At 63.8% G+C, this 25,759-nt stretch carries 24 protein-coding genes and 1 pseudogene; 8 read left to right on the top strand and 17 right to left on the bottom strand.

The features are described from left to right. Positions 1 to 481 precede the first annotated feature (481 nt). Positions 482 to 2,953, top strand: coding sequence for a hybrid sensor histidine kinase/response regulator (locus AC54AF_RS10190; protein ID WP_496636450.1), 2,472 nt, complete (start codon positions 482 to 484; stop codon positions 2,951 to 2,953). Positions 2,954 to 3,250: 297 nt separating this feature from the next. Beyond that, positions 3,251 to 4,233: pseudogene (locus AC54AF_RS10195) on the top strand (response regulator). 73 nt (positions 4,234 to 4,306) lie between these two features. On the opposite strand, the gene AC54AF_RS10200 reads toward AC54AF_RS10195, so the two are convergent. Then, positions 4,307 to 4,702, bottom strand: a complete 396-nt coding sequence (locus tag AC54AF_RS10200; RefSeq protein ID WP_099378684.1) for a hypothetical protein — start codon at positions 4,700 to 4,702, stop codon at positions 4,307 to 4,309. A gap of 307 nt (positions 4,703 to 5,009) precedes the next feature. Here AC54AF_RS10200 and AC54AF_RS10205 point away from each other — a divergent pair, with 307 nt between their 5' ends. Next, positions 5,010 to 5,723, top strand: a complete 714-nt coding sequence (locus AC54AF_RS10205) for a sensor histidine kinase (RefSeq protein ID WP_496636451.1) — start codon at positions 5,010 to 5,012, stop codon at positions 5,721 to 5,723. Positions 5,724 to 5,760: 37 nt separating this feature from the next. Beyond that, complete coding sequence (locus AC54AF_RS10210; RefSeq protein ID WP_496636452.1) at positions 5,761 to 6,276, top strand: DUF6265 family protein; 516 nt, start codon at positions 5,761 to 5,763, stop codon at positions 6,274 to 6,276. Between the two features lie 43 nt (positions 6,277 to 6,319). Here the strand turns inward: AC54AF_RS10210 and AC54AF_RS10215 are convergent, their stop codons facing one another. The 15 genes from AC54AF_RS10215 to AC54AF_RS10285 all read right to left on the bottom strand — a co-directional run bounded on the left by AC54AF_RS10215 (position 6,320) and on the right by AC54AF_RS10285 (position 21,975). Next, a complete protein-coding gene (locus AC54AF_RS10215; RefSeq protein ID WP_496636453.1) occupies positions 6,320 to 7,618 on the bottom strand; it encodes an NAD(P)/FAD-dependent oxidoreductase in 1,299 nt (432 codons plus the stop codon). Between the two features lie 15 nt (positions 7,619 to 7,633). Continuing rightward, the gene (locus AC54AF_RS10220; RefSeq protein WP_496636454.1) at positions 7,634 to 8,140 is read right to left on the bottom strand and encodes a hypothetical protein; all 507 of its coding nucleotides are present in this window, start codon (positions 8,138 to 8,140) and stop codon (positions 7,634 to 7,636) included. A gap of 189 nt (positions 8,141 to 8,329) precedes the next feature. Further along, entirely contained in the window at positions 8,330 to 9,985 is a 1,656-nt protein-coding gene (locus tag AC54AF_RS10225; RefSeq protein ID WP_496636455.1) for a methyl-accepting chemotaxis protein, read from the bottom strand. A 178-nt stretch (positions 9,986 to 10,163) separates the two neighbouring features. Beyond that, positions 10,164 to 11,546 carry a multicopper oxidase family protein gene (locus AC54AF_RS10230; RefSeq protein WP_496636456.1) on the bottom strand — a complete coding sequence of 461 codons (1,383 nt, stop codon included), beginning with the start codon at positions 11,544 to 11,546 and terminating at the stop codon, positions 10,164 to 10,166. 2 nt (positions 11,547 to 11,548) lie between these two features. Further along, positions 11,549 to 12,919, bottom strand: coding sequence for a TolC family protein (locus AC54AF_RS10235; RefSeq protein WP_496636457.1), 1,371 nt, complete (start codon positions 12,917 to 12,919; stop codon positions 11,549 to 11,551). Position 12,920: 1 nt separating this feature from the next. After that, positions 12,921 to 13,262 (bottom strand): hypothetical protein, encoded by a 342-nt coding sequence (locus tag AC54AF_RS10240; protein ID WP_496636458.1) that lies wholly within the window; start codon positions 13,260 to 13,262, stop codon positions 12,921 to 12,923. Between the two features lie 113 nt (positions 13,263 to 13,375). Beyond that, positions 13,376 to 13,792, bottom strand: coding sequence for a hypothetical protein (locus AC54AF_RS10245; protein ID WP_496636459.1), 417 nt, complete (start codon positions 13,790 to 13,792; stop codon positions 13,376 to 13,378). A 41-nt stretch (positions 13,793 to 13,833) separates the two neighbouring features. Beyond that, positions 13,834 to 14,364 carry a hypothetical protein gene (locus AC54AF_RS10250; protein ID WP_496636460.1) on the bottom strand — a complete coding sequence of 177 codons (531 nt, stop codon included), beginning with the start codon at positions 14,362 to 14,364 and terminating at the stop codon, positions 13,834 to 13,836. Further along, a complete protein-coding gene (locus AC54AF_RS10255) occupies positions 14,364 to 14,501 on the bottom strand; it encodes a DUF2474 domain-containing protein (protein ID WP_099667345.1) in 138 nt (45 codons plus the stop codon). The genes AC54AF_RS10250 and AC54AF_RS10255 overlap by 1 nt, the downstream gene beginning before the upstream one ends. Further along, positions 14,501 to 15,508, bottom strand: coding sequence for a cytochrome d ubiquinol oxidase subunit II (cydB, locus tag AC54AF_RS10260; protein ID WP_496636461.1), 1,008 nt, complete (start codon positions 15,506 to 15,508; stop codon positions 14,501 to 14,503). Before cydB ends, AC54AF_RS10255 begins: the two co-directional genes overlap by 1 nt. Further along, positions 15,498 to 16,925, bottom strand: coding sequence for a cytochrome ubiquinol oxidase subunit I (locus AC54AF_RS10265; protein ID WP_496636462.1), 1,428 nt, complete (start codon positions 16,923 to 16,925; stop codon positions 15,498 to 15,500). The genes cydB and AC54AF_RS10265 overlap by 11 nt, the downstream gene beginning before the upstream one ends. A 156-nt stretch (positions 16,926 to 17,081) precedes the next feature. Then, positions 17,082 to 18,674 (bottom strand): diguanylate cyclase, encoded by a 1,593-nt coding sequence (locus tag AC54AF_RS10270; RefSeq protein ID WP_496636463.1) that lies wholly within the window; start codon positions 18,672 to 18,674, stop codon positions 17,082 to 17,084. Positions 18,675 to 18,800: 126 nt separating this feature from the next. Continuing rightward, the gene (locus AC54AF_RS10275; RefSeq protein WP_496636464.1) at positions 18,801 to 19,358 is read right to left on the bottom strand and encodes an NADPH-dependent FMN reductase; all 558 of its coding nucleotides are present in this window, start codon (positions 19,356 to 19,358) and stop codon (positions 18,801 to 18,803) included. A gap of 204 nt (positions 19,359 to 19,562) precedes the next feature. Next, positions 19,563 to 20,672 carry an alanine racemase gene (gene alr, locus AC54AF_RS10280; RefSeq protein ID WP_496636465.1) on the bottom strand — a complete coding sequence of 370 codons (1,110 nt, stop codon included), beginning with the start codon at positions 20,670 to 20,672 and terminating at the stop codon, positions 19,563 to 19,565. Between the two features lie 13 nt (positions 20,673 to 20,685). Then, on the bottom strand, positions 20,686 to 21,975 hold the full coding sequence (locus AC54AF_RS10285; protein ID WP_496636466.1) for a D-amino acid dehydrogenase: 1,290 nt from the start codon (positions 21,973 to 21,975) through the stop codon (positions 20,686 to 20,688). Positions 21,976 to 22,080: 105 nt separating this feature from the next. Between AC54AF_RS10285 and AC54AF_RS10290 the strand changes: the two genes are divergently transcribed. The 3 genes from AC54AF_RS10290 (at position 22,081) to AC54AF_RS10300 (ending at position 24,015) form a co-directional block, all read left to right on the top strand. Beyond that, positions 22,081 to 22,581: an Lrp/AsnC ligand binding domain-containing protein gene (locus tag AC54AF_RS10290; protein WP_034754979.1), complete on the top strand. Its 501-nt coding sequence runs from the start codon at positions 22,081 to 22,083 to the stop codon at positions 22,579 to 22,581. Positions 22,582 to 22,743: 162 nt separating this feature from the next. Then, positions 22,744 to 23,091: a hypothetical protein gene (locus tag AC54AF_RS10295; RefSeq protein ID WP_496636467.1), complete on the top strand. Its 348-nt coding sequence runs from the start codon at positions 22,744 to 22,746 to the stop codon at positions 23,089 to 23,091. Between the two features lie 63 nt (positions 23,092 to 23,154). Continuing rightward, positions 23,155 to 24,015 (top strand): tetratricopeptide repeat protein, encoded by an 861-nt coding sequence (locus AC54AF_RS10300; RefSeq protein WP_496636468.1) that lies wholly within the window; start codon positions 23,155 to 23,157, stop codon positions 24,013 to 24,015. On the opposite strand, the gene AC54AF_RS10305 is transcribed toward AC54AF_RS10300, so the two are convergent. Continuing rightward, positions 23,998 to 24,960 carry a GlxA family transcriptional regulator gene (locus tag AC54AF_RS10305; RefSeq protein ID WP_496636533.1) on the bottom strand — a complete coding sequence of 321 codons (963 nt, stop codon included), beginning with the start codon at positions 24,958 to 24,960 and terminating at the stop codon, positions 23,998 to 24,000. The two genes, AC54AF_RS10300 and AC54AF_RS10305, sit on opposite strands and share 18 nt — an antisense overlap. 142 nt (positions 24,961 to 25,102) lie before the next feature. On the opposite strand from AC54AF_RS10305, the gene AC54AF_RS10310 reads away from it, so the two are divergent. Beyond that, on the top strand, positions 25,103 to 25,741 hold the full coding sequence (locus AC54AF_RS10310) for a cysteine hydrolase family protein (RefSeq protein ID WP_496636469.1): 639 nt from the start codon (positions 25,103 to 25,105) through the stop codon (positions 25,739 to 25,741). Positions 25,742 to 25,759 lie beyond the last annotated feature (18 nt).

Consider the following 25,759-nt stretch of genomic DNA (forward strand, 5'->3'; position numbering starts at 1 on the left):
ACCCACGACCCCTTGGTTCGTAGCCAAGTACTCTATCCAGCTGAGCTACAGCCGCGCAGGCAAACATTATAGCGTATTCATTTCGCTTTGAAAAGTTCGATTTTTCAATCGCTTAGCTGATTTTGCAGAATACCGCCCCGCATGATCCGCCACCTTTTCACTGCCAAAAAGCTTGCGCCTTTTTATCGAAGGACACTTCTGCTTTCACAGGGGCATCCAGCGAATCGAGAAGTTGCTGTCTCGAAAGAAGCGGGATTATAGGGACTGCTTTCCAGCCTGTCCAGTGCTATCTGCAGGCGGCGCGCAAGCGTGCGGTGGCGGCGCGCCGCTTGGGGCTACAATACCAGCCAGACAGGGGCGCTTGTGCCTCCCCGAATGCATGACGGCGGGTAATTCCATCATGCCCCACTCACTGAGCTTAGCGGCGGCGGCCCGGAGGGGCAAGAGCCCGTGCGGCAGACTCACTGTTGCAGGATTTCCGATGGCCATGCATGACAGCAAGCAATATCTGCTTCCCCCATCAGCGCCGCTGAGCCTCTCCGACGAGCGCCTGGGCAACTTACTGGAAAGCATCACCGACGGCTTTTGCCTGCTCGACCGCGACTGGACCATCCGCTATATCAATACACGCGGCGCCGATATGCTGGCGCCGCAGCGTCCGTCTGGCGCCAGCCTGGCGGGCAGCAGCCTGTGGCAAGCCTGCCCCGACCTGTCGGGCACGGAACTGGAAACGCAGTACCGGCGCGCCATGGCGCAGCAGCATAGCTGCAGCTTCGAACTGCTGTATCTGCCGCTGGGGCGCTGGCTGGAAGTGCGCATCTTCCCTTCCAGCGACGGCTTGACCACGTATATCCAGGACATCAGCCAGCGCAAGGCGGCCGAGGAAAGCTTGCGCCACAGCGAGGAAGACTTGCGCGCACTGGCCAATTCCATCCCGCAACTGGCCTGGATCGCCAGCTTCGACGGCACCATTGCCTGGTACAACCAGCGCTGGCACGACTACACGGGCACCAGCGCCGAACAGATGGCGGGCGACGGCTGGAGCATCGCCTATCACGCGCAGCACCTGCCGCCCATGCTGCAAGCCTGGAAGACCGCCTTGCGCGACGGCACGCCCTTCGAAATGGAGTTCCCCATCCGCGGCGCCGACGGCCAGTACCGCTGGTTCCTGACGCGCGCCAATCCCGTGCGCGACCGGGGCGGCCAGCTGCTGCGCTGGTTTGGCACCAGCACCGACGTCGACCAGGTCAAGCGCGCGCAGGAAGCCTTGCGCGATGAAACGCGCGTGCTCGAGTTGCTCAACAATACGGGCGCGGCCCTGGCCAGCACCCTGGACTTGCCGGCCCTGCTGCAGGAAGCCGTCGATGCGGCCACGCGCATCAGCGGCGCGCGCTTCGGCGCCTTCTATTATGACGATGCGGGCGAGGCCCACCCCTCGGCGCGCGCCGTCAACGGCATCAGCCTGCGCCAGGCCGAGGCCATCGCCACGGAATTGCGCCAGGGACCGGTCATGCGCCAGAACGACTTGCTGGCCGCGCCCGATGCCAGCACCGACGGCGCGCCGCCGCTGCGCAGCTGCCTCAGCCTGCCCGTCAGTTCGCGCTCGGGCCTGTTGCTGGGACGCTTGCTGCTGGGCCATCCGCAGGCGGGCATGTTCAGTGCGCGCAGCGAACGCATCGTCTCGGCCATCGCGGCCCAGGCCGCCGTCGCGCTCGACAATACGCGCCTGTACGCGGCCGCCACGCGCGCCGCCGAAGAGCGCAAGGTGCTGCTCGACAGCGAACGCGAGGCGCGCGCCGAGGCCGAGCGCACGAACCAGCTGAAAGACGATTTTCTCACCACCCTGTCGCATGAACTGCGCACGCCCCTGTCGGCCATCCTGGGCTGGGCCCAGGTGCTGCGGCGCGGCACGCGCGACCAGGCCGACCTGCACCGCGGCCTGCAAAGCATCGAACGCAATGCGCGCGCGCAGGCGCAACTGATCGAAGACTTGCTCGACATGAGCCGCATCACCTCCGACAAGGTATTGCTCGACCTGCAAACCATCGTGCCCGCCAACATCATCGCTTCGGCCATCGAAACCCTGCGTCCGGCAGCCGACGCCAAGCACATCGTCATCCACAGCAACATCGCCAGCGATGCAGGCAGCATCACGGGCGACCCCAGCCGTATCCAGCAAGTGATCTGGAACCTGCTGTCGAATGCCCTGAAGTTCACGCAACAAGGGGGACGGGTCGATATCGGCGTGTGCCGCGAAGCGTCGCGCCTGGCCATCACGGTGGCCGACAACGGCGTCGGCATCAAGAAAGATTTCCTGCCCCACGTGTTCGACCGCTTCCGCCAGGCCGACGCCTCGACCACGCGCCGGCACGGCGGCCTGGGGCTGGGACTGGCGATCGTCAAGCACCTGGTGGAGCAGCATGGCGGCACGGTCACGGTCAGCAGCGCCGGTGACATGCAGGGCGCCAGCTTTACCGTGCGCCTGCCCCTGGGGACGCCGGCCGCGCCGGCGCGCCTGAAGGACGGCGACCTGTCCGCCAGCCTTGACTTGCGCGGCGTCACGGTCCTGCTGGTCGATGACGAAGCCGATGCGCGCGAACTGATGGAACGCATCCTGCGCGACAACAACGCCGAAGTGCACAGCGCCGGCAGCGTGGCGCAAGCGCTGCAACTGCTGGACCAGGTACACCCGGATGTGCTGGTCAGCGACATCGGCATGCCCGATGCCGACGGTTTCGACTTGCTGGCGCAAGTCCGTACCCACGCGTCCCCGGACGCGGCCCGCTTGCCCGCGCTGGCGCTGACGGCGTTTGCACAACCACAAGATCGCCAGCGGGCGCTGGCCAGCGGCTTCCAGGGCTGGGTCTCGAAACCGCTCGACCCGGCCGAACTGGTGGCGGCCGTGGCGCAACTGGCCGCTGCGCGCGTCATGGCCCCGCCCTTAAAAAGATGATGCAAAGAAATACATAGTGCAAAACAAAATGACTATTTTTGTGGGTTGGCCTTCCTACTTTCAGACGCGGCACTGTCCTACAAGCAACTAAGCTAAAGTTTGCTACACTGAAATGCAGAAATACCTGCACGGCAGGCAGGAAACAGGCAGCCGTGGCTGCCATCAGTGGCAGAAGCGAGTTCAAGCGCTGTTGTGCGCCCTATCTTATTGCAAGGCGCTACTATCTTCCCACCGCCGCCAGCCGATCATCAGCGGTAGAAGCCAGCGTTGCATAGACCGTATTAACCGAGACCCTACATGCCCAGCCAAGATGAAATTTTGAAAGCCAAAATTTTGGTCGTCGACGATTCACCCGACAATGTCGACCTGATGCTGGAAATCCTGCGCGATGCCGGCTACACCAACGTCATGGCCACCATGCGTCCGGCCCAGGTCTGCCCCCTGCACCGCGAGCATTGCTACGACCTGATCTTGCTGGATCTGCAAATGCCGGAACTGAATGGTTTCCAGGTCATGAAAGGCTTGAAGGAAATCGAACATGGCGGCTACCTGCCTGTGCTGGCCCTGACGGCGCAACCGAGTTTCAAGATCGCCGCCCTGGAAGCGGGCGCGCGCGACTTCATCAGCAAGCCGTTCGACCTGATGGAAGTACACAAGCGCATCCACAACATGCTGGAAGTACGCCTGCTGTACAAGGAACTGGCGCAATACAGCAAGCAACAGCAGGAACTGGCGCTGCACGACCCTCTGACGGGCTTGCCGAACCGGCGCCTGCTGGAAGACCGCATCGAGCATACCCTGCAGCAATCGGCCCGCAGCCGCAGCAAGTCGGCCATCCTGTACCTGGACCTGGACGGCTTCAAGGCCATCAACGACAGCTACGGCCACGGCTATGGCGATGACATCCTGAAAATGGTGGCGGGCCGCCTGATGGGCGCGTCGCGCAAGGAAGACACGGTGGCGCGCATCGGCGGCGATGAATTCGTCATCGTGCTGGGCAACCTGGCCGGCAAGGGCGACGCGCGCGAACCGGCCGCCAAGCTGATCGAAGTCATTTCCGAGCCGTACTTCATCAACGACCTGACCTTGCGCCTGTCGACCAGCATCGGCATCGCCATTTACCCGGACACGCCAGCACCGTCGAATCCCTGCTGGGCGCGGCCGACACGGCCCTGTATGAAGCCAAGCGCGCCGGCAAGAACCGCTTTTGCTGCTCGCCCCACGAAGTGATCGCGTCGCAGGTCAGCATGCAGAAAAGCAGCATCCCGTCGATCGCCTGAATGGTTACTGCGCGCGGCACATGAAAAAACCGGCAAGCCTCACGGCCAGCCGGTTTTTTTCTGCCTGGGAGGCTTATTTCTTGCCGGCCGTCACTTCATGCTGGCCCGCATGCTGGTGATCCGTTTGCGCATTCACGGTTTCCGGCGGCACTTCGATGCGCGTGATGCCGGCATCGACTGAGATCGGGTCGCTGGCGGGGAAGGTCATTTCCACGGCGTCGTCGAGCAGCTCTTCCTTGGCCCGCTCTTCGCCGCTCATGCCCTCTTCATCGGCCAGGATGGCCAGCGCGCTGGCCCATTTGACGAAATTGAGGTTGGACAGTTCGCGTACGGTAGTCACGCCAAACGCCTGCTGCAAGGCCTTGGCATCCTTCGCGCTGACACCGCGCAAGGCGCTGATGGGGGCATTGACGATGTCGCGGAAGCTTTTGTCGAGGTATTCCTTGTCGACGATGGTATCGATATTCATGGCATGTCCTTTCGTTTCGGTAAGCGGGCCTGTGCCGCGCCCTGCGCCGCGTGGCGGCTATGCTGCATGGGGATGCACAGCCCCACTATGGCAGCGTAGAGCACCCCGGTATGTGCGCAGCCGTACGTAACGACAGCAACCATGCCTGCTGGCGCAAATGAAAATATTGTCTGTCACATAAAAATGATGGAAGGAGATTAAAATTGCCGAAAAGACAGAAATTTTCCATCCATGCGCCCTGCGATGAAATCCTCATGTATGATCCACCACTTGAATTTGGTCCACCTTTCACCATTCACGGGGCGCTATGTCCGCACAAACAGATCCGAACAAGGAAGCGGCCCAGGCCGATGCGGAACGCGCCGCCGATCTCAGCGAGTTGCTCGGTCACGTCAACACCAGCTGGGACAATGAACGGCGCGCCCTGTCGCGCCAGCTGCATGACAGCCTCGGTTCCTCGCTGACGGCGCTGACCATGCACTTGTCGCTGCTGACGCAAAAGATGCCCCAGGAAACAGCCTTGCTCGACCGCGCGGCGACCATGAAGCAATTGCTGCTGAATGTGATTGAAACCAACCGGCAAATGCAGATGAAGCTGTGGAACGACAAGCTGGAGTTTCTCGGCGTGAATGTGGCGCTGGGCGAGCTGGCCGCGCAATTTGCCGAACAGCACAAGATCACCGTGCGCTGCAGCCTGCCCGAAGATGAATTGATTTGCCCGCGCAACGTGGGCGTGGCCCTGCTGCGCACCCTGGAAGAAGCGCTCGGCAACATCGCCACGCACGCCAACGCCACAGAGGTGGACATCATCATCGACGACAACGACGAAGCGCTGATGATGACGGTCAAGGATAACGGCGTGGGGCTGCCGGCCAGCGAACCCGTCGAAATGAGCAAGCACGGCCTGCGCTCCGTGCGCGAGCGCGTGCATTACCTGGGCGGCAACCTGAGCCTGGCGGCCAATCCGCAAGGCGGCACGGCCCTGACCGTCGTCTTGCCGCGTGTTCGTCCGAAGGAATAGCCCTGCCCCGCTGAACGATTCGACGACAGGAGACTGCATGCAACGACTGATCCCCGCCCTGCTGGCCGGGCTGCTGGCCATGGGCGCCGCCCAGGCCGCCGACAAAACCGTGCCGCCGCCGGAAACCGTGGACAAGCTGGCCTGGCTGGCCGGCTGCTGGAACGTTGACGGCGCCGAGCCCGGTTCCGGAGAGCAATGGAGCACGGCCGCCGGCGGCACCATCCTCGGCACCAGCCGCACCGTCAAGGGCGGAAAGACGGCCGCCTTTGAATTCGTGCAGATCCGCCTGACGGAACCGGGCCAGCTGGCTTACATCGTGCAGCCGTCGGGCCAGCCGCCCGTGATCTTCAATCTGCTGCGCCAGGACAGGCCGAATGAATTCATCTTCGCCAACCTGGACAATGACTTCCCCAGCCGCATCACCTACCGCCACGACAGCGAGCGCATCTTGCATGCCAGCATCACCGGCACCTTGAAGGGCAAGCTTACCACCATCGATTTCCCCATGACGCGGGGCCGCTGCGAAGCGGTGCCCCTCGCGCGCGGCAAATAGAAAAGGGGCCTTGCGGCCCCTTTCTGATCGGATACAATCTGAGTTAATGCAGCTTGACCTGCGGCGTGCTGCGCTTGATCAGGAAACGCCCCATGGCCATGACGGCCGTGCGCACGCTGCCCAGCACGGCATTGTGGTGCATCAGGTGCAGGCTGACATACATCATGCGGGCGACAAACCCTTCGACGAACCAGCTCAGGCCCTTGAGCGAACCCATCAGAGTTCCCACCGACGTGGTGCGGCCGAACGACACGAGCGAACCGTAATCCAGGTATTCGTAGGGCTTGGTTTGCGGCGGCCTGCCCTTCGCTTGCAACAGGAAGGTTTTCAGCAGGTAGTCGGCTTGCTGGTGGGCAGCCTGGGCGCGCGGCGGCACCAATTTGCCATCGGGCCCCGTGCAGGCGGCGCAATCGCCCAGCGCGAAGATGTTCGCGTGGCCCTGTACGTTGAGCATGCCCGTCACTTCCAGCTGGCCGGCGCGGTTGGTCGGCAGCCCCAAGGTCGACAGGAATTCGGGCGCGCGGATGCCGGCGGCCCACACGCAGATGTCGGCCGCATAGCTGGTGCCGCTGGCCACCGTCACCTTGTCGGCCTCGATCGTGGTGACGCGCGTATCGGTCACCACGGTAATGCCATGCTTGTGCAACAGTTTCGAGGCGGCGATGGAGACGCGCTCGGGCAGTGGCGCCAGGATGCGCGGCGCCCCTTCGAGCAGGGTGATGCGCACATCCTTGATGGCGTTCAGATTCTGGAAACCATACGCCGCATACACGCCGCTCGCTTCGCGCAATTCGGCCGCCAGTTCCACGCCCGTGGCGCCGCCGCCGATGATGACGATGTCGACGCCGGGATGGCCCGCGTCGCCCTGGCGCTGCTCGGCCATGGCCAGCAGTTTCAGCAGGGTCAGACGAAAACGTTCGGCGTCTTCCGTGGCATTCAGGGAAATCGTGTTTTCCTTGGCGCCGGGCACGCCGAAGTAATTCGAGGTGCTGCCCACGGCTAGCACCAGCTGGTCGTAGCTGACCTGGCGCTGCGGCAAGAGCTGTTCATCCTTGTCGGTGGCGATGGCGCCCACGGTCAGGCTGTTCGACGCGTCGTCGAGCCCGATCAAGGGGCCATAGACATAGGTAAAACCATTGTCATGCGCCAGCATCTGGTACGACAGGCCCTCTTGATGAATGTCCAGGGTGCCGGCCGCCACTTCATGCAGCGACGGCTTCCAGATATGGTACAGGCGGCTGTCGACCAGGGTAACCTGGCCGGGGCCGAGCTTGCGGCTGAGTTTGCAGGCCAGTTCCAGGCCGCCTGCGCCGCCACCTACGATAACGATTTTACTGTGCAAAGATCCTCCTGCTTGTTAATCCCTGTGCCCGTTGCCATGACCATTGCCATGGCCTTTGCCCGGCTTGCCATCATGCTTGTTGTCATGTTTGCCACGCTTGTCATCATGCTTGTCAAAATGCTTGTCATGCTTGTCATGCTTGTTGTCATGACGGCCGCGGTCACCGTAATCGGGACGGCCATGGTCGCCATGCTGCTGGCGGTAACGGGGCACATATTGGTTGTTATACCAACTATCCTGGACGAAATACACCTCTTGGTTACAGGCATTATACTTGCGGCAGTGCTTGGACCAGTTTTTCGCATGGCCGGGCGGCACGCGCAAATAGATGGGACGGGCCGAATAGTATTGCGGGCGCTGCACGATGACAGGCTGGGCATAGATCAATTGCGGCGCGGGATAGTCGCCCACGTCGATGCGTCCGTAAAAGCCGGGCTGGCCAATGCTGACCGATACGCCGACCTGGGCAATGGCAGCGGTGGCGGCCGACAGCAAGACGGCGGCAAGAATCAGGGTTTTCATGGGGACACTCCTTTTATCAGTTATGCCGCAATTGTAGACCTTGTGCGCCACGCTGTTTGTTCGCAAGGACACATAGGGAACACCGTGGCAATCTCGCCACAGCTTGCCCAGAGGCACAACCAAGCCGCGCGGCAGGCCGATGGCGGTGGCCAGCGGCAGCCGCGCCGATTGCGCCCGAGCCCGCCGGGCTCAGGCCAGGCGCCGCACGTCCTGCCTGGCGGGCGGCGCCGGCCGGCGCAGCGGCGTGACATTGCTGGCTGCCGGCACGGCGATACGTTCGGCCTGGGCATGCAGGCGGAATACGCCCACCAGTTCCGTCAGGGTCTGCGCCTGGTCCTGCAGCGATGCGGCGGCGGCGGCCGCCTCCTCCACCAGGGCCGCGTTTTGCTGCGTCACCTGATCCATCTGCAGCACGGCCTGGTTGACTTGCTCGATGCCGGCGCTTTGCTCGGTGCTGGCGGCCGTGATTTCCTGCATGATGTCGGCCACCTGGCGCACGCTGGCGACCACTTCATCCATCGTCTTGCCCGCGTCATGCACGAGTCTGGAACCGATTTCCACCTGCTCGACGGAATCGCCGATCAGGGTCTTGATTTCCTTGGCGGCGCTGGCCGAGCGTTGTGCCAGATTGCGCACTTCGGATGCGACGACGGCGAAGCCCCGCCCCTCCTCGCCCGCCCTGGCCGCTTCCACGGCCGCGTTCAAGGCCAGGATATTCGTCTGGAAAGCGATGCTGTCGATGACGCTGATGATGTCGACGATCTTGCGCGACGACGCGTTGATCGACTCCATGGTCTGCACCACCTGCCCCACCACGGCGCCGCCCTTGCCGGCCACGTCGGAGGCGGCACCGGCCAGCGCATTGGCCTGGCGTGCGTTATCTGCGTTCTGCCGCACGGCCGACGTCAGCTGTTCCATCGACGACGCCGTTTCTTCCAGCGAACTGGCCTGCTCTTCCGTGCGCGACGACAGGTCGAGGTTGCCCTGGGCGATTTCGCCCGAGGCCGTGTTGATGGTGTCCGTCCCCGAGCGCACCTGGCTGACGATGCCCACCAGCTTGTCGCGCATGGTTTTCATGGCAAACAGCAGGCTGGCGCTGTCATGGCTGGCCGTGCGGATATCCACGGTGAGGTCGCCGTCGGCGATGGCGCCGGCGATCTTGACGGCATATGCCGGTTCGCCGCCCAGCTGGCGCGTCAGTCCGCGCGTGATCAGCGCACCCAGCGCCAGGCCTGCCGCCATGCTGCCCAGCACCAGCGCGAGCATGAAGCTGCGGCTGGCCTGGTACACGCCGGACGCCTGCTCGGCGGCCGCCTTGGCGCGCTCTTCTTTCTGCAGCGAGAGCTGATCCAGCACGCCGTCAAGCTCGTCGGCATGCAGCCGCGTCTTGTTGAGCAGTTCGACCAGCTGCGCGCTGCGCTGGGTCAGCGGTTCGCCCGCGGCCAGCGCCAGCGCCTGCTGCATGGTGGTGGCGTACTCGGCCTCAACGGCGGCAAAGCGGGCAAACAGTTCCTTGGCGGCCGGCGTGACGAACAGCGGCTGGGCCTTGGCCAGGTAGCTTTTATTCATATCGAGGAATTTGGCGATGTCGGCCTGGCGCGTGGCGCGCTCCTCGGCTGTCGTCGCCAGCAAGAAATTGCTGCGCGCGCGGCCCACCTTGATCAAGGCGATATTGGCTTCCTTGATGTACGACAAGCCCAGCAATTCATGGTTGTACATCTGCCCCGCCATGGTATCGATCTTGCCCATGTTGAAGATGCCGATGCCGGCCACGATGGCCCCCATCAGCGCGACACAAAAAAATGCCGCGAGCAGGCGCGTCCCCACTTTCATTTGATTCAACATGTTTCCTCCCAGGCAAGACGATAGCCAATAATTCAAGCGTATGGCTTGAATATAAGGAAAAAACAGTCACTAAAATGCTCGGATTGTCACCAAATAACAATTCCTTGATTTATAACAACATGCAAAACGGCTTGCCATGCTAGGCAAGCCGTTCGGGCATGGGCCTGGCGGCCCCCCGTTAATGACCCGCGTGCGCGCCAGGTTTGCGCACCGTCATCTCGACGCTCCCCTTGGCCGGCAACTTGCCCGTCCCCTGGCCGCGCACGGGTTCCGGCAAGGCGCCCGTCCATTCATAGGCCACGCTGCCGGCCGGGTGCTTGTACCAGCCGGGGTCGCGGTAATCGCCCGGCTTCTGACCCTTGCGCACCTTCACCGTGGTAAACATGCCGCCCATGCCGATGGCGCCGAACGGGCCGTCGCCCGCCATCATCGGCAAGGTATTGTCGGGGATCGGCATCTGCATCTCGCCCATGTCGGCCATGCCCCGCTCGCCCATCACCATGTAGCCTGGCACGAGCTGGTTGATCTTCGCCGCCACGCCCTGGTGGTCGACGCCGATCATGGTCGGTACGTCGTGCCCCATGGCATTCATCGTGTGGTGCGACTTGTGGCAGTGGAAGGCCCAGTCGCCCAGGTCCGTGGCCGTGAATTCGACGGCGCGCATCTGGCCGACGGCAATATCGGTCGTCACTTCGGGCCAGCGCGACTCGGGGCGCGTCCAGCCGCCATCCGTGCCCGTCACCTCGAATTCGTGGCCATGCATGTGGATCGGGTGGTTCGTCATGGTCAAATTGCCGACGCGCACGCGCACCTTGTCGCCCTGGCGCACGACCATGGGATCGATGCCGGGGAAGACGCGGCTGTTGAAGGTGAACAGATTGAAATCCGTCATGGTCATGATCTTCGGCGTGTAGCTGCCCGGATCGATGTCGTAGTTGCTCAGCAAGAAGACGAAATCGCGGTCCACCTTCATGAAGTTCGGGTCTTTCGGGTGCGTCACCCAGAAACCCATCATGCCCATGGCCATCTGCGTCATTTCATCGGCATGCGGGTGGTACATGAAGGTGCCGGGCCGCCTGGCGACGAATTCATACACAAAGGTTTTACCCGGGGCGATGCCCGGCTGGGTCAGTCCCGTGACGCCGTCCATGCCGTTGGGCAAGCGCTGGCCATGCCAGTGCACGCTCGTGTGTTCCGGCAATTTGTTGGTGACAAAGATGCGCACGCGGTCGCCCTCCACCACTTCGATGGTGGGCCCTGGCGACTGGCCGTTGTAGCCCCACAGATTAGCCATCATGCCGGGCGCCAGTTCGCGCACGACGGGTTCGGCCACCAGATGAAATTCCTTGACGTTGTTGTTCATGCGCCAGGGCAAGGACCAGCCATTCAGGGTGACGACGGGATTGTAGGGACGACCGTTTGGCGGCGGTGGCGGCGCTTTCGTCTCCGCGCCGGCCATCGTGACGGCTTCCGGCAGCGACGCCGCGCCGACACGGCTCACCGCTGCCGCACTGAGGGCGACGGCGCCCGCGTTCATGAAAAAGTTTCTACGTGTAATCATCATTATTCCTTTGTCGCAGTTGCCACACCTGGGCCGCTGCCATTGATGGCGCCTTGCAATTCCGTTTGCGCGATCCAGAAATCGCGCTGCGTCTCGATGGCGCTGTTGACGCTGGCGACCTGTTCGCGCGCATCGGCCAGCAGTTCGAACACGCTGGCCAGCATGCCGTTGTAACGCAGCAATACTTCATGCGAGATGGTCTTGCGCAACGGCACGACTTCATCGCGGTAGTGGCGTGCCAGGTCGTAGGCCGTGCGGTAGCTGGAATAGGCCTCGCGCACTTCCGAGCGGGCCCGTACGGCCGTGCCCGCCGTGCGCTGCAGCGACTGTTCATACAGCGCTTGCGCCTTCGCGTTGCGCGCCGAACCCCAATCGAACAGGGGCAACTCCAAGGACACTTCGTAACCGTTTTCACGCGGCGCCTCGCTCGTGCTCTTGTTGGTGTAGCCCACGTCGAGCACGTTGATAAAACCCGTCACCTTCGACAGGCCCAGCGCGCTGGCCGTCGCCTGCGCGTCGAGTTTCGCTCTTTGCACGTCGAGGCGCTGCTCCATCGCTTGCGCCTCGATATTGCCCGCCTCCACCGCCTGGGCCGGCAAGTCGGGCAGGCGCGACGGTAGAGTAAAACTGGTCTGCTTGCCCCACAGACCCAGCAAGCGCGTCAGGTGTTCGCGCGTGGCCGTCGCCTGGTGGCGCGCGCGGGCCAGGTCGCCGACGGCGTCCGCGTAGAACACTTGCTGGCGCGCCTGGTCGAGGCGGCTCCAGTTGCCCGCCTGCTGCAAGCGCGTGGCCAGTTCGGCGCCCGCCTCGGCCGACAGCAGCGCCCGCTGCATGAACGCTTCCGTCTGCACGGCGGCGACGGCGTTGAAGTAGGCGCGGCGCGTGTCCGCCGCCAGTTGCACGGCGCTGCTGGCGGCCTGCAGCTTGGCCTGTTCAAAACGGCCCCGCTCGATGTTCACGCGCATCGGCATGGTCAGCAAGCCGGCCAGGTCGAAGCTGACGCTGCGGTCGATTTCATTGCCATGGCTGCCGTGCGAGCGGCCGAACGACAGGCCCGGGTTGCGCAAGCGCCCCGCCTGCACCAGGTCCGCTTCGGACGCGCCCAGTTCGGCCAGCGCCACTTTCATGCCGTGGTTGTTCATCAGGGCGATGCGCACGGCGCTGTCCGCGTCCAGGGGCTGGGCCAGCAGGGCAGCGAGTCTTTCCCCGCCCCCCTTGTCGGCCAGCGCTGCGGGCGCGCCCGTGCGGGCGTCGGCCAGCGCGGACACCGTCTGCATGCCGCCATCGGGGCTGAAACTGGCGCAGCCACTGAGCAGCAAGGCGGCCGCCAGCGCCAGCGGCGTGAGGCAAGTTGATTTTGTGAAACGGGCCATGTCAGTGTCCTTCATGCTGGTGTTGCGGGGTGGACTTATCCACCGGCTTGGGACTGGGCTTATCCATTGGCATCTTGTGCCCTTCCATCTTGTGGCCCTCCATCTTGTGGCCGTCCATCTTCATCATGCCCATGTGGCCGCCGGCCTTGCCGACTTTCTCATTGACGGCGCGCCAGGCCTGGTCGGGCGTGGCGTCTTCCTCGGCGGCGGGACGGTAGTCCACGAAGGCGGAGCGGTAGGTGGTGACCGGCACGGGCGCTTGCGCCTCTTGCGGGGCGGGCTGGGACTGAGCGACGGCGGCCAGCGGCAGCGCGGCCAGCGCAAAGCTGAACAGGTATTTCATGGCATTTCCTTGAAGGACAGGGTATGGCGCGGCGGGCGCGCGACTGGAACGCGGGGGCGGCAAGCACGGCCGAGATGGACGTGCAGCGGCCGCACCGCCGGGTTCACGGGCGGTCAGGCGGAGCGCGTGCTTCTCGGGGGGCGTTCGGGACCAGGCGGGATATGCCCGGCGAACAGGGATTCTGGCGCCAGCGCCGGGGGCGGCGCGCGCAGGGTCAGGGCGTGCAAGGCCGGCATGCCGGGTGGCGCCGTGGCGCCCACGGTGCAGGCGCCATGGTTACTGCAATCGTGGCCGTGGTGCGTGGCGCCGCCATCGTCCATGGCCATGGTCATCGGCTGGTCCGCCATCTGCATGTCGGCCATATCATGGCACTGGGGCGCCTGCATTGCCTCGACGGCGACCGTGACGGCGACCGCCAACTCGTCCACGCAGCAGCTGCGCATGGCCGACGCAACGCCCTGCAAGGGCAGCGTGACGGCCAGCAGCCAGAGCAGCGAGCGGGCGAGAAAGCGGAAAAAGGCACGGTTCATGGCATGACTATAAACCTTCCCACGCGAGGAAGGTCAAGTCCCTATTTGCGCCCATTGCCGTGCGTCAGCCAGATCACGTACACGCCGTAGTAGCCCTGCCCCTCCAATATGACCTGGCCATCGGCAAAATAGATTTTCTCCACTTTATTGACGGTGAAATACGCGCGGCCATCGGACGCCTCCACGTCGCCCCAGTAACGGTCGCGGGGCCGGCAGTAGCCGCTGGCGCGCCCGATGGCCCACATCAGGTCGCCGATCATGAAGTCGTCAATCATTTCGGCCAGCAGCGGCCGGTGGCCCGCCAGCATGCCGGTGATGTCGGGATAGCCGGCGTCCCTGAGCGCGGGCAAGTCGCTTTCCTCGTATTGCAGGTCGTCTTCGCGGCAATCCTGCACGAAACTGTTGAAGGGCGCGTCGAGCAGTCCCGCCAGCGCCGCCTCCGGCACGCTCAGGCGAAACGGGTGCAGCGGCAGCACGCTGTGCTGGCCATAGTTGAGTTCGCGGCAGCCGAGGAAGGCCAGCGGATGGCGCCGGCCATTGACCTCGCAGCGCACGCCAGACACCTGCGCCATCAACTGCCCATCCCCGCCGCCCGCATCAGCAGGCGCATCGCCCAGGCCGCCAAGCCCAGCGTCGCCACGCTGGCCAGCCAGAGGCCGGCCATCCACGCCAGTCGTTTCCACCATGTCTGTTGTCCTTGTCCTTGCATCAGTGATACCCGTCTTCCGGCAAGACTTTGCCACGAAACACATAATATGACCACACCGTATACATCAGGATGATGGGGAGGATGAACAGCGCGCCCACCAGGGTAAAGCCCTGGCTTTGCGGCGGCGACGACGCCTCCCAGATCGATACCGACGGCGGGATGATGTTGGGCCACACGCTGATGCCCAGGCCCGTGTAGCCGAGGAAGACGAGCGCCAGCGTCCACAGGAACGGCGCCGCCTGCCGCCCCTGCCGCAGGGACCGCTGCAGCAGCCAGCCCGCGCCCAGCACCAGCAGCGGCACGGGCAGGAAGCAGAACAGTTGCGGCAGCACAAACCAGCGCGCGGCGATGGCCGGATCGACCAGCGGCGTCCAGACGCTGATGACGGCGATCACGCCCAGCAGCAGCCACACGAGCACGCGCGTGAGGCGCACGGCGCGCGCCTGCAGGCCGCCCTGCGTCTTCATGATCAGCCAGGTGCTGCCCAGCAAGGCATACGCCGCCACCAGCCCCGCGCCCGTGAACAGGGAAAATGGCGTGAGCCAGTCCAGCGCGCCGCCCGCATAGCTGCGATTGACGACCGGCATGCCCTGGATGTAGGCGCCCAGGGTGACGCCCTGGAAGAAGGCGGCCGCCACCGAGCCGGCGATGAAGGCCTTGTCCCATACATGGCGCTCATGTTCGCGCGCCTTGAAGCGGAATTCGAAGGCCACGCCGCGGAAGATCAGGCCCATCAGCATGAAACTGAGCGGCAGATAGCAGGCGCTGAGCACGACGGAATAGGCGAGCGGAAAGGCCGCCAGCAGGCCTGCGCCACCGAGCACCAGCCAGGTTTCATTGCCATCCCAGACGGGCGCCACCGTATTCATCATCACGTCGCGCTCGCGCTTGTCCTGGAAAAACGGGTACAGGATGCCGATGCCCAGGTCGAAGCCGTCCATCACCACGTACATCATGATGCTGAACAGGATAATAATGGCCCACAGTAGTGGCAGATCAATGCCCATGCGAATGTCCTCCTTGCGCTTCCAGATGCGCGGCCGACATTGGCCGCGCGGGCGTGCGTTCCTGGCCGGGGCCGCCATGCTCGACGCTCTCCCCTTCATGCGGCTGCGGCCCCACCCGGATCAGGCGCAGCAAATAGCCGATGCCCGTGCCGAACACGGCAAAATAGATGACGACGAACAACAGCAAGGTGATGCCCAGCTGCGTGGCGCCGTGGGCCGAGACGGCATCCTCCGTGCGCAGCAGGCCGTACACGGTCCACGGCTGGCGACCGATCTCCGTCGTATACCAGCCGGCCAGCATGGCCACCAGTCCGCTCGGCCCCATCCACAGGGCGCAGCGCAGGAACAGGCGCGAACGCCACAGGGTGCCGCGCCAGCGCAGCCATGCGCTCCAGATGCCCAGCGCGATCATCAGCATGCCCAGCCCCGCCATGATGCGGAACGACCAGAAGACGACGGGGGAATTGGGCCGGTCGCGCGGCGCAAATTCCTTCAGGGCGGGTATCGTGCCATTCCAGTCGTGCGCGAGGATCAGGCCGCCCAGACGGGGGATTTCCACCTTGTACAGGGTTTCCTCGCGCGCCATGTCGGGCCAGCCGAACAGGATCAGCGGCGTGCCCTCGCTGCCCGTGTTTTCCCAGTGGCCTTCCATGGCGGCGATCTTCGCCGGCTGGTGCTCGAGGGTATTCAAGCCATGCACGTCGCCGATGACGGCCTGCATGGGCGCGACGACCAGCAGCATGGACAAGCCCATCGTCATCATCTTGCGGATGGCCGCATTGTCATTGCCGCGCAGCAAATGCCAGGCGGCCGACGCCACCACCAGCAAGGCCGTGGCGAGGAAGGCGGCCACGCTCATGTGCAGCAGCCGGTACGGGAACGAGGGATTGAAGATGACGGCCAGCCAGTCCACGGGCACGACCCGCCCGTCGATGATTTCATGGCCCTGCGGCGTCTGCATCCAGCTGTTCGAGGCGATGATCCAGGTGGCCGAGATCAGGGTGCCCAGCGCCACCATGGCCGTGGCGAACATGTGCAGGCCGGGCCCCACGCGGTGCCAGCCGAACAGCATCACGCCGAGAAAACCCGCTTCCAGGAAGAAGGCCGTCAGCACTTCATAGGCCAGCAGCGGCCCCGTGATGCTGCCCGCGTAATCGGAAAAGAAACTCCAGTTGGTGCCGAACTGGTACGCCATGACGAGGCCGGAAACGACGCCCATGCCGAAGTTGACGGCGAAAATCTTCGACCAGAAGTGGTACAGGTCGCGGTACACAGCGTCCTGCGTGCGCAGCCACGCCGCCTCCAGCACCGTCAGGTAACTGGCCAGGCCGATCGTGATGGCAGGAAAAATGATGTGGAACGAGATGGTGAAGCCGAACTGGACGCGCGCCAGTTCCAGTGCAGTAAGTCCTGACATGTACAGCCTTCCCGACGCCATGCGTCTGTGTTTTACCCAGGCCTCCACTCTAGGCTTTCCGGGTAAAACATAACAGACTCAGAAACGGCAGAAAACATAGGATCAGTTTGACGTTTTCCGAATGACAAGATCAATCTGATCCGGCGCAAAAACGCCTCAGGCGGGCTCGGCGAGGCCCACGCGGTTGCGTCCATTTTCCTTGGCCACATACAGGGCCGCGTCGGCCGCCAGCAGCACGGCGTCCGCACCGCCCACCTTGCCCGCCTCCTGCTCCGACGACACGACGCCCAGCGACACCGTGACGGGACCGGCGCCGGCAATCACGGCGGCGGCCACCTTGGCGCGCAAGCGCTCGGCCACCTGCATGGCCACGTCCAGGTCGGCATCGGGCAGCAGCATGATGAATTCATCGCCGCCATTGCGGCACAGCACGTCGGCATCGCGCGAGCAGGCGCGCATCAGCTGCGCCAGGCGCAGGATGACTTCATCGCCCACGGCATGGCCCCAGCGGTCGTTGACTTGCTTGAAATGGTCGATATCGATGGCGATGACGGAAAACGGCCGTGCCTGGGCCTGCCAGGCATCCAGCGCCGCCGCCATGCCGCGCCGGTTCGACAGGCCCGTCAGCGGGTCCGTCTGCACGTCGAATTTCAGCTTGCCTATCTTTTGCTGCAACAAGGCCATGCCTACCAGCAAGGCACGCTTGATCTGCGAAGCCTCCAGATACCAGGCGCGGATGCCGCCGATGCGCTCGGCCATGCCGGGTGCATCCATGCGGCTGGCGCCTTCAGCCAGTTGCACCAGCGGCCGTGAAATGAGACGCGCCAGCCACCAGATGAACGGCAGGCTGAGCAAGGCGATGGGCAGCGAATTCCACAGGGTGTTGCGCATCAGCTGGTTCAGCGGCGCCAGGGTGGCGGCCGTGGGCCGCTGGGCCACGATGCCCCAGCCCGTCGAGGGCAGCACGGCATAGCCGGCCAGCATGTCCGTGCCCTGGCTGTTGATGGTGCGCCCGCTGCCGCTTTCCTGGCGCGCGATGGCGTCGATCACGGTATTGCTGCCTGCCACTTCACCCAGGCGCGCCGGGTCAGGGTGATACAGCAGGCGCCGGCTCTGATCCACCACATACAGGTAGGAGCCGTCGCGGTAATAATGCTGGCCAAGCAAACTGAACAGGATATTTTTCTGTTTCAGGTAAATCGAGCCGCCCACATAACCCAGATAACGTCCACCGTGATCGACCACCGGATGGGAAATGAAGACCACCAGGTTACCTGCCGACGACATATACGGCTTGGTGATCAGCGGACGGCGTTCGCGCAGCGCCTGGCGCGCCCCTTCCGAGGCAAGCTGGCTGTTCTGCAGGGCCAGCGTCTCGGGCGACACGCCCAGCACCTTGCCCTGCGCGTCGACGACCAGCACGGAATTGAAGCTATTGGTCTGCCCGCGCAAGCGTTCGGCCTCGGCCTTCAGGGCGGCCGGGTCGGCAAAATGGCGCGGCAACAGGCTGGCGCTATACGCCAGTTGCTGGCGTGCCGCCTGCAGGAAGTCTTCCGTGCTGTTGGCCAGCTTTAACGCATACGCGTGATTGCTCTCCAGCGTCGTATCGATCAGCAACTGGCGCTGCACGCGATAGGTGGCAAAGAACGTGTTGGCCAGGGAGATGACGGCGCTGGCAAACGCCACCAGCACGATCAGACGGCGCAGATTGATGCGCAACAGCGGTTGCGCCACAGGTTGAAGCGGCATGGAAGAGACGGGGCAGCGTAGGATTGCGCCTGAAAAAAAGCCCATTATACATGTCCATACAGCAACAAAGTACCATGGACAACGGTTTATTGCCCCCTTTGTCCCCGCCCGACAAGCCTAGGCCATTCAGGCATGCACGGCGTGCTTGCGTACCCAGTCCGCGTAGCGCTGCATCCAGCCCTGGAAGAAACCGAGGCTGGCCGGACCGATGCCGCCATGCTCGTCAAACAGGCCGTCCTTGGCCTGGATAAACATCTCGGGCTGGTTCAGCAGCGGCACGTCCAGGTAGGCCAGCACATTGCGCAAATGCTGCTGCGCCAGCGCCGTGCCGGTGGCGCCGACGGAAACGCCGAGCACGGCGCCCGGCTTGCCGCCCCACACGCTCTGTCCATACGGGCGCGAACCGTGGTCGAGGGCGTTTTTCAGCACGCCGGGGATCGAGCGGTTGTATTCGGGAGTGAGGAAGAGCAAGGCTTGCGATGCAGAAATGTCGGATTTGAGGCGCAGCACTTGCTCGGACTGCGCGCCATCGTCGTCCTGGTTGTACAACGGCAAGTCGCCGATGTCGATGTGCTTGAAGGAAAACCCGGGCGGCGCCAGCTTGACGAGCGCATCGGCCAGCTTGCGGTTGAAGGAATCCTTGCGCAGGCTGCCGACGATGATTGCGACTTGATATTGGCTCATGAAAGTCCCCGATAACGGTTAAAAGAAAGCCCCGGAGTGAAGCTCACACCAGGGCTATCTTGCCACACAATCATCGGTTTCGCGCTGCTTAGCGTGCGAAACCAGCGCGCCTGAAAAAATGCTCAGGGCTAGGCGCCTTGCCGAAGACAGTACAAATGTACGGCAAGGCAAGGCAACAACGCCATGGGCGTTTTGGCAGGTGCGCTAACGTGCCAGGCCCCGGTATTCGCGGTAATAGCGTCCGCCCAGGTTCGTCAGCACCTCATAGCCGATGGTGTTGGCCATGGCCGCCACGGCGTCGACCGGGTGGTCGGCGCAAATCAGGTCGACGAGGCTGCCCGGCGCGACGCGCTCTTCGGCGATGGCGCTCACGTCCAGGGTGATGGAATCCATCGAGATGGCGCCGATCTGCGGCACTTTCACGCCGTCGACGATAGCCAGGCCCTGGTTGCTCATGCTGCGCAGCCAGCCATCGGCGTAGCCGACGGACACCGTCGCCACCTGGCGCGGCGCGCTGGCCGTGTAGCGGCGGCTGTAGCCCACGTGGTCGCCGGCGGCAATCGTGCGCGTCTGCAGCACCTTGCCTTGCAGGCGCACCACCGATTGCAAAGGATTGGGCTCGCCGCCCTGCGGGGCGATGCCGTACAGGGCCGCGCCGGGACGCACCAGGTCAAAGTGAAAATCGGGCGACAGGAAAATGCCCGAGGAATTGGCCAGGCTGGCGCGGTACTGCGGCAAACGGGCGCGGATGGCGATGAAACGGGCCAGCTGCTCGCCATTCATGGAGTTGCTGCGCTCGTCGGCGCAAGCCAGGTGGCTCATCAGGTAGCGCACCTTGATGCCGTCGAGAAAGTGCGGATCCAGCAGCCAGGCGTCGATTTCACTCGGCGACAAGCCCATGCGCGACATGCCCGTGTCGACCTGCACGATGGCGTCCAGGGTTTTCCCCAATGCCTTGGCATGCGCGCGCCAGCCCGCCACCTGCGGCTCGCTGTTGAGTACGGGTATCAAGCCGTGGGCCGTGAATTCGCCTTCCGTCTCGACGGGCGGGCCGTGCAGCACGAAGATGGCCGCGTCCGGCGCCACGTGCGGGCGCAGGCTAATGCCCTCTTCCAGATGCGCCACAAAGAAATGGCGGCACCCTTCTTCATACAGGGCCGCGCCCACTTGCGCGGCACCCAGGCCATACGCATCGGATTTGACGACGGCCGAACAGGCGGCCGGGTGCGCCTTGTCGCGCAGCAAGCGGTAGTTGGCGCGCACGGCGTCGAGGTCCACCGTCAGGATGGCGCCGCTACGTTCCTTTGGAGGCATGCTACCCGCCATCTCAGGCCGCCGCGTGTTGCAGTTTGCCATGGCCCTGCGTGCCGCTGTAGCGGCTCACGGACAGGTCGTCGGCCAGAATCGCCGGCTGTTTCGACGACATCAGGTCGGCCAGCAATTGCGCCGAACCGCAGGACATGGTCCAGCCCAAGGTGCCGTGGCCCGTGTTGAGGAACAGGTTGCGCAGCGGCGTGCGGCCGACGATCGGCGTGCCGTCCGGCGTCATCGGGCGCAAGCCCGTCCAGAACGTGGCCTCGGCCGTGTTGCCGCCGCCAGGGAACAGGTCGTTGACGACCATTTCCAGGGTTTCGCGGCGGCGCGGGTTCAGGTTCAGGTTGTAGCCGGCGATTTCCGCCATGCCGCCCACGCGGATGCGGTCGTCGAAACGCGTCACGGCGATCTTGTACGTTTCATCGAGGATGGTCGACACGGGCGCCTTGGCCGCGTTGACGATAGGCACGGTGATCGAATAGCCCTTCAGCGGATACACGGGGATGTCGAGCAACGGCTTCATGAAACCCGTCGAGTAGGAACCGAGGGCCACCACGTAGGAATCGGCCTTGACGATTTCCGCGCCACATTGCACGCCAGCGATTTCATCGCCCTGCGTCAGCAATGCATCGATGGACACGCCATAGCGGAACTTCACGCCCAGCGCCACGGCCATCTCGGACAGGCGGGTGGTAAATAGCTGGCAATCGCCCGTTTCATCGTTGGGCAGGCGCAAGCCGCCGAACAGCTTGTCCTTGACCGCTTCGAGGGCCGGTTCGGCGCGCGACAGCTCGTTGCGCTGCAGCACTTCATACGGCACGCCCGCATCCTTCAATACTTCGATATCCTTGGCGGCGTCGTTGTATTGCTTTTCGGTACGGAACAATTGCATCGTGCCTTGCTGGCGGCCTTCATACGTGATGCCCGCCTCGGCGCGCAGCACCTTGAAGCAGTCGCGGCTGTACTCGGCCAGGCGCACCATGCGTTCCTTGTTCACGGCATACGCTTCCGGTGTGCAATTACGCAACATCTGCCACATCCATTTGAGCTGGGCGGCGCTGCCGTCGAGCGAGATGGCCAGCGGCGCGTGGCGCTGCATCATCCACTTCACGGCTTTCAGGGGAATGCCGGGCGCGGCCCATGGCGAAGCGTAGCCGGGCGAGATTTGCCCCGCATTCGCGAAGCTGGTTTCCAGTGCCGGGCCCGGCTGGCGGTCGATGACGGTCACCTCATGTCCTGCCTTGGCCAGATAGTAAGCACTGGTGACGCCGATGACGCCGCTACCCAGAATCACGATACGCATAGTTTCCTCATTATATTTTTTAGGCTGACGCCAGATTAACCGCTATCATATTGGGAAAGAGCCAGTATTTGTTCACGTATAAATCGAGATATTCAGCAATAAATCATGAGAATCCTTAAAGAATCGGCACGTGGCCTCGACAAGCTGGATCGCCACATCCTGCGCATCCTGCAACAGGATGGCCGCATCTCGATGAAAGACCTCGGTGAACAGGTGGGCCTGTCCATCACGCCCTGCATCGAGCGGGTCAAGCGCATGGAACGCGACGGCGTCATCACGGGCTACCATGCCAAGGTGAACCCGGCCGCGCTGGGGGCCAAGCTGCTCGTTTTTGTAGAGATTACGCTCAATCAAAAATCCGCGTCCGCCTTCGAGCAATTCCGCCGCGAAGTGCTGCAAATTCCCGAGGTGCAGGAATGCCACCTGGTGTCGGGCGACTTCGATTACCTGATCAAGGCGCGCATCCATGAAATGGCCGAGTACCGCAAGCTGCTGGGCGACATGCTGCTGCAGCTGCCCGGCGCCGCGCAATCGAAAAGCTATGTGGTGATGGAAGAAATCAAGGAAACTCTGGCGCTCTCGACCGACGTATTACAGAGCCGGTAAAACAGAGCCGCTAAAAGTACCGCCAGTCGGTACCGGCGGCATCGTTTTATGCGCCTTTGTATAATCTTGTAGCACATTCCTGGCCATACAAGCACACTCCCGTCCTGACATCACGCCCGTCCCCTCTGAGATTGGAAGCAGTGATGCACACTGGGAGTCCATATGAACACATTGATAAAACTGGCAGCTTCCTGCCTCGCGGGCCTGGCCGTGGCCATGTGCACCGCCAGTGAATACAAGGTCAACCGGGCGCCGGACAATGGCGCCATCTATCAGAACATCCAGGTCGGCAAGACCACCCGCCTCGACCTCGACGCGGCCCTGGGCAACGCCACCGTCGTCAGCTTCGATCCCGGCTATGAAGTCTGGGTCTACAAGAACCAGCTGCAAGCGCCCAAGGTGACGCGGCTGATTCCCCTGCTGGGCGAAAAAGGCACGCGCGAAGTGGCCGTCATGTTCGACCAGGCGGGTATCGTCAAGAAATTCCGGATACACGAGCCGCGCAAGTAGGCAGGGGGACGCGCCCGTCGCGCCCTCTTGTTCTACACTGGCGCTTTTTCCTCCGGTGCCTCCATGCAACTACCCGCACACCTCGCCCACATCTCGGCGGAGCAAGACTGGCAACACACGACGGCGTATCCACCGCTAGCCTTCACCCCGTTTTCCGAAGGCGCGCTGGGCAATGGCGACACCTTCGGCCTGTACTGGCCCATCGGACGCGAAGCGGACGAACCGATCGTCGTCGAGACCTGGCACGACGAATGGCGCATCCAGCCGCACTTTTCCTGCCTGACGGCGTTTTTGCAAGCCCATGCGGCTGCGGAGGACGAGTACGTCGCCACGCCATCGCTGGCCGACGACCCCGCCTCGCCGCGCGCAGCCTTCCTGGAGGCCAAGGAACAGATCGCGCAACGCAACCCGGACGCGGCCATCGCGCTGCTGGAAGCGGCGCTGGCCGTCGTTCCCGAATATACGGATGCCCTGGTGCTGCTGCATGGCCAGTATGTGCGCGCGGGAAGAACCGATGCAGCCGTCAAGGTGGCCATCCAGGCGCTCATTTCGCCACCATCATTTGGCGGCCCGCCATTCAAGGCCTTGCAATGGCTGCGCACGCAGGCGGTGCCGGAGGGGGAGCTTGACCCCATCTGGCGCGCCTGCGGCCAGTTGTCGTTCAACTTTGGCGGCAGCAAGGAAAACGGGGATTACCCCGTGCTGCTGGCGGCTATTGAAACCTACTTGGCCCAGGGTAACCATGTTTCCGCCTCGACCCTGATGCAAACGTATGCGGAACTGATGAGCGCGGAAACGGTGTCCTTCCAGGAACGCTACGCCTTCGATGCCACCGCTTTCATTGGGCGGCAAATCGCCGTCAGCGCAATGCTGCCCCAGGGCAGCCGGGACCCGGCAAGGCTATGGTCAAGCGAGCTGGCCTGATTGCTGCCGGAACAGCTTGCGATACGCCGAGGGCGACGTCTGCAGGCTGGCACGAAAATGCTGGCGCAAGGACAGGGCCGTGCCGAAGCCGGCCTCCTGCGCCACGACGTCGATCGACGCCGCGCTTTTCTCCAGCAAGCCTTGCGCATGCGCCAGGCGCTGGTTCAGCAGCCACTGCTTGAACGACGTGCCCATGGCCTGGCGGAAATGGCGCGTGAAATTGCGCCGGCTCATGGCGGCCCGTTCCGCCAGCGCGTCGATGCTGTGCGCCTGGCCCAGGCTGGCCGTCACGCTAGCGAGCACGTCGGCAAAGCGCCCTTCGCTGCCGGACACGGGCAGCGGACGCTCGATGAATTGCGCCTGCCCGCCCTGGCGGTGCGGTGCCACCAGCAAGCGGCGCGCCACCCGGTTGGCCACCTCGGCGCCCGCCAGCTGGCGCAGCAGGTACAGGCAGCAATCGAGGCCGGCCGCCACGCCGGCCGACGTGAGCACTTCGCCATCATCCACGTACAGCACTTCCCGGTCCACCCTGACCTTGGGATAACGGGCCGCCAGCCGGTCGGCCATGCCCCAGTGCGTGGCCGCACTTTTGCCGTCCAACAAGCCCGCCTGCGCCAGGGGAAACGCGCCCAGGCACAGGCCCACCATGCGCGCGCCGCGCCGGCTGGCCGCCTGCAGCGCCGCGACCAGGGGCGCCTCCGCGTCGCGGCAATCGTCGTGCCAGGCCGGCATGATGACGATATCGGCGCCCTCCAGTCCTTCCAGGCCGAACTCGGGCGTGATGCCGAAGCCGGCCGCCGTGTGCAAGGGCACGGGGTCGGCCGCGCACACGCGCACGTGAAAAGGCGGCAGATCGGCCTCGTCCGTCTGGGCGCCAAACACGAGGCAAGGCACGGACAAGTGGAATGGCGTCATGCCGTCAAAGGCGATCACGGCCACGCTCAAGGGGGAGGAAGAAGCTGGAAAGATAGACATGGCCCGATTTTATCGCATACAGGCCTTCGGGCCACTTTTTATTGACAGCATGCGGGCAGACAATGACCGCATCGGGGAAGTCCTTCCTCTTTCAACCATTCAGGAGTCACGCATGTCCAACACTACCGCCCCGCGCCGCGCCCTGCTCGTCATCGACGTGCAAAATGAATACTTCACGGGCGACCTGCCCATCGAATATCCATCCGTCGACATCTCGCTGCCGAACATCGTCGCCGCCATGGCTGGCGCCCGCGCCGCCGGCGTGCCCGTCATCGTCGTCCAGCACGATGCGCCGGAAGCCTCGCCCATCTTCGCCAGGGGCAGCGACGGCTGGCAGCTGCATCCGCAAGTGGCCGCCTTCCCCGCCGACCATCGCATCAACAAGAGCATGAGCAGCGCCTTTGCGGGCACGGACTTGCGCGCCTGGCTGGAGGGCCATGGCATCGATACCCTGACGGTGACCGGCTACATGACGCACAACTGCGACGCCGCCACCATCTACCACGCCGCGCACGACGGCTTGCAAGTCGAATTCCTGCAGGACGCCAGCGGCACCCTGCCCTACGCGAATGCGGGCGGCACGGCCAGCGCCGAGGAAATCCACCGCGTCTTTTGCACCGTGTTCCACTCGAATTTCGCCGCCGTGGCCAGCACGCAGGACTGGCTCGATGCCGTACGTGAAGGCAAGCCGCTGGAGAAGGACAATATTTATCTGTCGAATCAGCGTGCGCGCAAGGCGCAGGCGCACTGACGCCGGCGGGAATGGACG

The sequence above is a fragment of the Janthinobacterium sp. JF4 genome (assembly GCF_059617925.1).